Here is an 8,484-nt window from a genome sequence, read left to right on the forward strand (position 1 = left end):
GCCAGCCGCACCATTTTCTCCCGCAGGCCCACGAATATTGCCCGTCGGCGAACCCCAGTCTCCATTCGACTTGAGGTAGGTATCGCCATTGCTGACATCGACGAAACTGTCGCCATCGCTGCCCTGGGCGGGATCCGGAGCAGCCGCGCCACTCAAGATGCCTGCCCCGGTGGCACCGGTAGCGCCTGTTGCTCCCGTTACACCAACCAAGCCCGCTGCACCATCCGCTCCGGTTGCTCCAGTCGCACCCGTCACGCCTTGTATCCCCTGGATCCCCTGAGCCCCGGGAGCGCCTGCCGCACCCGATTCGCCTTGCGGGCCGGCAGGTCCCGCTGGCCCGGTGGCGCCCGTGGGTCCGGCAAGGCCGGCATCCGTGCTCAGTACGCCGCTGCCATCCGCCTTCACATATCCGGAGACGAGTCCGGGAATGGTGACCGTGCCGTCATTGGCAAAACCGGTGATGGTGCTGCCGCCTGGAGACTTGATCGCCACGCCGTTGGTGCCGGAGATGGCCACCTGGGCCTGTGCGGAATAGCAGGCGGTCAGCGAGAGCAGCGCTGCCAGCAAGGGGCTGACGGACTTGGCGCGGGAGGTCAAAGTATGCTTTTTCATGACAAGTTCTTCCTGTCTAATCGAATAACTGAATGAATCTGAACGGTGTGCAAGCAGATCGCTCGCGGCGGCTTCAACCGGATTTGCGCCGGGATTTTCCCGGCCAGCGGCGTGCCAGGCCGGCGGCGGCCAGCATCAGGCCCGCCAGCACGGCCAGGCCCGCGGGTCCGGTCGCGGGTACCGCGGCAACCGATCCCGCCTCCGGCTTGGCGGGACCGGCGACAAACCAGTTGTTCGCCGCGCCGCCGGAAATCACGTTGTTGGCGCTGGGCGCCAGATGCTGGCCATGCGATGCGTCCACGCCACTGACGCCGACATTCGCAATGGACTGCGTGCCGCCGCTTTGCAGCGTGAGGTACGCGGTGCCACCGGTTCCACGCAGCGTGACGCCATTGAGGGTCAGTTGACCCGTCACCGTCTCTTCGCTGCCCGCGGCGAAATCGAGTTCATGGCCGGCGACCGTTGCGCTCAGATTACCGAAGGTGGTATCGCCAGAGAATGTCGTGCTGGTGTTGGCGCAGGTATTCGCTACGGTGACCGTGCTGCCGGCCCCGTTGAATGTGCCGCTGTTCTGCCAGCTCTTGGTGACCTCGATGGTGGACCCGCCAGCGCTGAGTTGCCCGCCGGAGCCGATGATGACGTTGCCGACCCTGGTGAAAACGGCGCCGGCTGCATCCAGCGTCCCATTGACGACCAGGTCGTCGCAATCCAGATCGAGCGGAGTGCCCCAAGTGGCAGTGTCCCCGGCATTCACGGTAAGCCCGGCCGCGTGGACGCAGGCCATATTGGCCAGGCCGGCCAGGCAGACGGCAGTGCTCACAGCCAGCCGCGGCCATCGCGATCTGGATGCATTCCCCTCTCTGCTCGGTCGATGAAAGATGGAAGTCTCTTTGGGCATCGTTGGTTTTTCTGTAAGTGGAAAGAATCCTGGCTTTTGCGCCTGGGCGGAACAAACGTTCCGCATGGGCACAACGAGGCGCAAGACCCCGCCAGCTCACCAACTCGCACCGAACGGGGCTTGCATCCCATGTCGTTTTGCTCTCCAGAAATCGGCCCGGTTCGGATCGTCTCGGTTACTCCAGATTCAGTGGAGAAGGCTTCAGCAAATGTTAAAAATAGAAAACCAAATGCGCCCCATCCGTTTGGATAGGGAAAAACACATTTGGTACTTTTTTTAACACTTCGGCACGCTGTTCAAAAAACCGGCGGCGGCTTCATATGCTCCGCCGGGATTCTCAGACTCACAGCCAGGCCGCCGCCCTCGGGCAGGCTGGCATCCATGTTTCCGCCATGCAGGCGCACGATGGAGCGGGCGAGATAAAGCCCCAGCCCGGTTCCCTCGATGGCGCGCGATTGGCCGCTGCGGTAGAAGCGCTCGAAGATGTATGGCAGCTCCGCCTCGGCAACACCTTCGCCCCAGTCGCGCACGGTACAGACGATGGTTCCGTATCCCGATCGCGACAGCGTCACCGCGATGGCGGTTCCGGGATGCGTGTATTTGCAGGCGTTCGAAAGCATGTTCTGCAAAACGTGTTCGAGCAGTACCGCATCTCCCAGGCAGGAATAGGCGTCGGCCTCGCCGGAGGTCTCCAGGAGCAGGGGACGATCCTGCAGCAGATGGGCATTGGCCCCCACCACCTGGCCGATCAGCACGGACAGGTTCACGCGCTGGGACTGCATCTGGATTGCGCCGCTGTCCAGGCGCACACTGGTGAGCACGCTGTCGATGAGCTTGTTCAGATGCTCGATCGTGCTGCGCGTGAGGTTCATCTTCTCTACCACCTGCTGAGAATCCGCGAAGCCGGAGTTGGCCTCGTCGCGCGCATTGCGCATGAGGCGCTGCGCCGTGGAGTCGATCACGGCAAGCGGCGTGCGGAACTGGTGCGAGACCAGCGAGACAAAGTTGCGGTAGGTCTCCGTTGCCTGTTGGGCTTCATGCAGCTCATGCACGGTTTGCTGCAGCGCATCGCGCTGCTCGGCGATCACACGCAACTGCCTGCGCTGGTATGACTGCGATTGCAGCAACTGCCATACCAGCAGCCCCCCGGTGAGGATCACCACGGAAAATGCCATGAAAGCCACGTGGATCAGCCGCGCGAACCTGTCGAACTGCTGGCTGCGCTCCTCGCGCTCGGTCACCATGACCGCATTGGCGGCGGCCGCGAGCACGCCTATCAGCTCCGCCAGGTTATCGTGGACCGGGGAGTTGCGCGGCAGATCACCGATGGATCCGGTATCCGCCGCCCTGAACCGGTCGACAGCGGACATCACCGCCCCGTCTTGCCCGAAATGCGCCAGCAATCGCTGTTGCGGACCATCATCGAGCAGGCTGAGCCGGCTGAAAAACACATCCTCCTGCAAAACAAGCGCCTCGCGCCCGATCATGCCCTGGCGGAACTGCTCGTCCATCAGTTGCAGTTTCGAGCCATGGGTCTGCGCCTGGGTAAGCGCCCAGAGCGTGTTCTCTCCTTCATGATTGCGCAGCTGTCCGTTGAGCACCACCAATTGCCATGCAACGGCCACGCTGAAGACAAAAAACAGCGTGATGATGCCCAACGGCAACGCGTGACGGCGCCAGCCCGGACGCTCGAGCGTCAATCGCGCGGCCACAGATGCATCTTCATGCTCCATGGACCGCCGCTCAAACCTTCTGCGGCGTCGGCAGCATGATGTCGTTCCATGCAACCGACATCAGCAGCGCCACCAGTTCCGCCTGCCGTTTCGTGCCGGTCTTGCCGAACAGGTTGCGCAGGTGATAGGCCATGGTCGCCGCGCTGACGTTCATCTGCGCGCTCATTTCCTGCTTGGTCATGCCATCGGTGAGCAGGCTGGCGACCTGCACTTCCGTCGGAGTGAGCGAAAAGCGCCGCGCCAGCGCCGCTTTGTTGTGCAACTGGCGCTGCGCGGTATCCGAGAGAAACACCACGAATGTCTCGCCCCGCGCCGAACGCGCCTGCGCCTGTCCGCGCTCGCCCATCGCGAGCAGCGAGACCTGCCACATTTTCTTGCCCGCCGCAGGGCGCGGCAGATCCACCTTGACCGCCTCCTGGCCGCCCGCCAGAAAATTCTTGATATCGGGGTGGTTGACGATGGCGGGATGCAGCACCATCCGCCCTTGCATATCCACGGACAGCGAGCTGTCCGCCCCGGGACTTCGGCACAGACTGTAGGCCGCGCGGTTGGCGAACCGCACGCCGAGGGCCGCATCGCACACCAGGGCGCACTGGCTGATCTTGTCGAGGACGTTGGTCCATTGAAACTGCAGCTCGTCCACATGCCGCCGCAACTGCGACTCATGGGCCGTCTGCATGCGCCCCATCTGCGCGAGCCGCGACGCAATGCTGGCCAGCAGCATGTCATAGTCGACTGGTTTGACCAGATAGTCATCCGCCCCCGCCCATTTGCCGCGCAGCACGTCGTCGCGCTGCGACAGCGCCGTGAGCAGCATGAAGGGCACGCCGGACAACGGCGAATCCTGGCTTCGCAGATCGGCCATGAAGTCGATTCCGCTCGTCCCCGGCATGGTGATGTCGCACACGATCAGCGCAGGCGCGACCCGCATCAGCACCTGCCGCGCATGCGCCACGTCGGGAGCGCCTATGGCGTCATAGCCTGCTTCCTGGAGCACCTCGCACAGGTCCCTCAGCAAAGCGGGCTCGTCCTCGACGCACAAAATGATAGGGCGGGATGCAACCGTCAGCATGGCAGTTTTTTCTCGCGCTCCATCAGCGGCTCGCCGCACGCACCGTCAGTTGCCGCAACTGCCATGCCCAGCGGTGATCGTATTTCGCATCCCGCAGCACCCTGTCGTCGTCACGCGGGTAGACGATCCAGAAAGGTCCCTTGTCGCGCCGCGTCAGCACGTTGCCGTCCATGGTCCACGCGGCGATCACCGGCCAGCGCTGGAAATCCTCGGCCGGGATCTCGACCACATAGTCATTGAGCGCCCGCACCTGCAACTTCGAGCCGGGCGCCAATACCGCTCCCGCCGCCCCGAGCACGTCCGTCACCAGCGGCCCTTCAAATTTCCTGACGCCATCCGTCCAGGCGGTATGTGTCGAAATAGTGCGCTGCGGCAGTGCGGCCAGCGCCTGCGCGCTCAACACCATGGCGGGCCTGGCGCCCTCGTGGATCTCCAGGCCGCCGCCCGGAAGCGCCGCCGCAGGCTCGCCCGATCCGGCCCAGGCAATGCCCGGCCATCCCGCCGCGCCCATGCCAGCGCCAGCCGCCCAGCGCAGCGCCCGGCCCATGACATCACGCCGGTCCTGTTGTCTCACCAAGGTCCTAACCATCCTGCCACCTTCCGCAAGCATCAATCCATCAAGCCATGTCCCGTGGCTGTTTTGCCGGGAAGCGAAGTATCCAATTATCTGATCGTATGTATTTTTATGTGGATATTAGAAACTTAGTATTTCATTTGCCCTATCGTTTCAGTATGACATTTCTGAATTCGATCGGCCAGCCCGGCAAGTAAAGTCATTCTTGCGCGGCCCTGGCGCGGCCGCGGGCATCCACCCTCGACCGCAAAACAGCGAGCAGCTCGGGCGGCAGGAACCTGAATGCCATCTGCAGCAGGAAATAGGCGACCAGCCCGTCATCGATCCAGCCCAGGATCGGCAAGGTGTCGGGAATGAAGTCGATCGGGCTGGCCACGTAGAACGCCGCGAGAATCGTCACCAGCTTTGCGGCCCGGGGAGCGCGCGGGTCGCGCAGCACGGCCCATGCGAGCATGATTTCCTTGCGGAACATGGTGAAAAGGCGGCCGAGCTTCCACATGGCGGGTACTCCGATGAACAGGACAAAAGCAAAAGAACCTGCCGTTTTGTGTGAACGGCAGGTTCTTAACGTGCGGCCACCCCGGCGGATGACAAGGGAAAGGGATTATTTTTCCGGCTTCAGCACCGCCACTCCGCCCATGTAAGGGCGCAGCACTTCGGGAACGGTCACCGATCCATCCGCGTTCTGGTAGTTCTCCAGCACCGCCACCAGCGCCCTGCCCACGGCCAGGCCCGAGCCGTTCAGGGTATGCACCAGCTCGTTCTTGCCGGCGGCGTTCTTGAAGCGGGCCTGCATGCGCCGGGCCTGGAAAGCCTCGCAGTTGGAGACCGAGGAAATCTCGCGGTAAGTGCCCTGCGCCGGCACCCACACCTCGAGGTCATAGGTCTTGGTCGCGCCAAAGCCCATGTCGCCCGTGGACAGCAGCATCACGCGATACGGCAGGCCGAGCCTTTGCAGCACGGCTTCGGCGTGGCGGGTCATTTCCTCCAGCGCCTCGTAGCTTTTTTCGGGGTGCACGATCTGCACCATCTCGACCTTGTCGAACTGGTGCTGGCGGATCATGCCGCGCGTGTCGCGGCCATAGCTTCCGGCCTCGGAGCGAAAGCACGGCGTGTGCGCGGTCAGGCGGATGGGCAGGTCGGCCTCGGCCACGATCTCATCGCGCATGAAGTTGGTGAGCGGCACCTCGCTGGTGGGGATCAGGTACAGCGCCGCGTTGTCGGGCACGGGCTCGGCATCCTGCCCGCCCTTCTGTGCCGCGAACAGATCGGCTTCGAACTTGGGCAGCTGGCCGGTTCCGCGCAGGGAGTCGGAGTTGACGATGTAGGGCACGTAGCATTCCGCGTAGCCGTGCTCGCCGGTCTGCAGGTCCAGCATGAACTGCGAGAGCGCGCGGTGCAGGCGGGCGATGCCGCCCTTCATGACGGTAAAGCGCGCGCCGGTGATCTTGACGCCCATGTCGAAATCCAGCCCCAGCGGCGTGCCGACGTCCACATGGTCCCTGACCGGGAAATCGAACTCGCGCGGCGTGCCCCAATTGCGCACTTCCTGGTTGGCGTGCTCGTCGGCGCCGACGGGAACGCTTTCATGCGGCAGATTGGGAACGGCCTGCAGCATGCCGAGCATTTCGTTCTGGATCTGCTCGAGACGCGCTGCCGACGCATCGAGCTCGCCCTTGAGCGCCGCCACTTCCGCCTTGGCGGCTTCGGCGGCATCTTTCTCGCCCTTGCCCATCAGCATGCCGATCTGCTTGGAGAGCTGGTTGCGCCGGGATTGCAGCTCCTCCGTGCGGGTCTGGATGGTCTTGCGTTCGGATTCCAGGGACCTGAACGCATCCACATTCAGGAATGCCTGAGGCTTTTTGCGGGTCTCGAGGCGAGCGACGACCGAATCGAGGTCTTTACGGAGTTGGAGGATGTCTAGCATAGAGGCCCGATTTTAGACGGTTGCGGCGCGAAAGCCGCGCGCCGCAGCCACCACGGCGCACGCGGCCTGCATCCGCTGCAGGAATCAGTGAGACAGGGGCGCCGCCGACAGGTCCATCTCGGGCTCCGGCAGGCGGGTGGCGAGCACCTTGTCGATGGTCTTGCCATCCATGTCGATCACCTCGAAACGCCAGTCTTCCCACTGGACCGAGTCGGTCTCGGACGGCAGCTTGCCGGTCAGGAACATCAGCATGCCGCTCAGGGTGTGGTAGCGGCCACGGTCTTCCTCCGGCACGCTTGCCAGGTTCAGCCGGTCCTTGAGCTCGGGCACGGGAATATGGCCGTCCAGCAGCCAGCTGCCGTCCTCGCGCTGCACGGCCCAGGATGTCTCGGGGTCGCGCGGCTGGAATTCACCGGTGATGGCCTCGATCAAATCCTGCAGCGTGACGATGCCCTGCACTTCGCCGTATTCGTCGATGACGAAGGCCATCTGCACGTCCGACAGGCGGAACTCGTCGAGCAGTTCGAGGCCGTTGATGGTTTCGGGCACATACAGCGCCGCCTGCAGAGGCTGGTCGGCCAACTCGCGCACCGCCGGCTCGCGCACCGCGCGCGCCAGCCACTGGCGGGCATTGATCACGCCGAGGATGTTCTCCATGCTGCCGCGCACCACGGGAAAGCGCGCATGATCGGACTCTTCCACCAGCTTGAGATTGGCCTCGAACGAATCCTCGATGTCCAGGTACACCACGTCCGCGCGCGGCAGCATCAGCGAGCCGATCTGACGATCGTCCAGGCGGAACACGTTGCGTACCATTTCGTGTTCGTGCGTTTCGATCACTCCGGCACTCGTGCCTTCGGCGAGCACCGCATGGATTTCATCCTCGGTCACGGCGTTGGCGGACCCCTCCTTCACGCCGAGCGCGCGAAGCAGCGCCTGGGTGGAGCCCGCCAGCAGGCGCACGAACGGCTTGGTGGCGATCGCCAGCCAGTTGATGGGACGGGCCACGATGCGCGCAAGCGTCTCGGGATAGCTCTGGCCCAGGCGCTTGGGAACCAGCTCGCCCACCACGATGGAGAAGTAGGTGATCAGCACCACGACCAGGCCGGTCGAGAGCCAGCCCGAGGTCTTGGCGTCCAGTCCCAATGAAACGAGCCAGGCGCCCAGCGGCTGCGCGAGCGCGGATTCGCCGACGATGCCGTTGAGCACGCCGATCGAGGTGATGCCGATCTGGATGGTGGAGAGAAAACGCGTGGGGTCTTCGCCCAGCTTGACGGCGGCCTTGGCGCCGCTATCGCCCTCATCGATGAGTTTTTGCAGGCGCGTCTTGCGCGCGGAAACCAAGGCCAGCTCCGACATGGCAAAAAGGCCATTGAGCAGGATGAGGGCGAAGAGTATTGCTATTTCCATGGTCAGGGAGTCCGATGCACTCCCCTGGTGTAGAGAAGCCCGAATTGTATGAATTCGCGGACACCCGGGCAGGCCAAGTACCCGGCGCGCGCTACGGTCATCATAGAGGACACCCGGCAAACGCTCACGAAACCAGGATGAAAATGCGAAGCGATCCTACAGCCCGGATGCATTTGACGCTCCTTTTTCAGGAGCATTTCAGGCTACAGGTGCCGCAGGCGCGGCAGCACAAAGCGCTCAGAACGTGTTCACGATCTC

Annotated in this window: 7 protein-coding genes and 1 pseudogene; all 8 read right to left on the reverse strand. The window is 63.5% G+C overall.

Translation table 11 applies throughout. The features are described 5' to 3' along the window. Positions 1-612: pseudogene (locus tag ABWP92_RS15030) on the reverse strand (hypothetical protein); the annotation flags it as partial. A gap of 73 nt (positions 613-685) precedes the next feature. Continuing rightward, positions 686-1,432 (reverse strand): hypothetical protein, encoded by a 747-nt coding sequence (locus ABWP92_RS15035; RefSeq protein WP_353236206.1) that lies wholly within the window; start codon positions 1,430-1,432, stop codon positions 686-688. A 374-nt stretch (positions 1,433-1,806) separates the two neighbouring features. Then, positions 1,807-3,243, reverse strand: coding sequence for a sensor histidine kinase (locus ABWP92_RS15040; RefSeq protein WP_353236207.1), 1,437 nt, complete (start codon positions 3,241-3,243; stop codon positions 1,807-1,809). A 10-nt stretch (positions 3,244-3,253) separates the two neighbouring features. After that, complete coding sequence (locus ABWP92_RS15045; protein WP_353236208.1) at positions 3,254-4,315, reverse strand: response regulator; 1,062 nt, start codon at positions 4,313-4,315, stop codon at positions 3,254-3,256. Positions 4,316-4,337: 22 nt separating this feature from the next. Beyond that, positions 4,338-4,892, reverse strand: coding sequence for a putative pterin-binding protein (locus ABWP92_RS15050; RefSeq protein WP_353236209.1), 555 nt, complete (start codon positions 4,890-4,892; stop codon positions 4,338-4,340). A 196-nt stretch (positions 4,893-5,088) separates the two neighbouring features. Then, positions 5,089-5,388: a YkvA family protein gene (locus ABWP92_RS15055; protein ID WP_353236210.1), complete on the reverse strand. Its 300-nt coding sequence runs from the start codon at positions 5,386-5,388 to the stop codon at positions 5,089-5,091. 105 nt (positions 5,389-5,493) lie between these two features. After that, positions 5,494-6,816, reverse strand: a complete 1,323-nt coding sequence (gene serS / locus ABWP92_RS15060) for a serine--tRNA ligase (protein WP_353236211.1) — start codon at positions 6,814-6,816, stop codon at positions 5,494-5,496. Positions 6,817-6,900: 84 nt separating this feature from the next. Continuing rightward, a complete protein-coding gene (locus tag ABWP92_RS15065) occupies positions 6,901-8,226 on the reverse strand; it encodes a hemolysin family protein (RefSeq protein WP_353236212.1) in 1,326 nt (441 codons plus the stop codon). Positions 8,227-8,484: the final 258 nt, after the last annotated feature.

The organism is Diaphorobacter ruginosibacter (assembly GCF_040396215.1).
GTDB classification, from domain to species: Bacteria; Pseudomonadota; Gammaproteobacteria; order Burkholderiales; family Burkholderiaceae_C; genus Diaphorobacter_A; species Diaphorobacter_A ruginosibacter_A.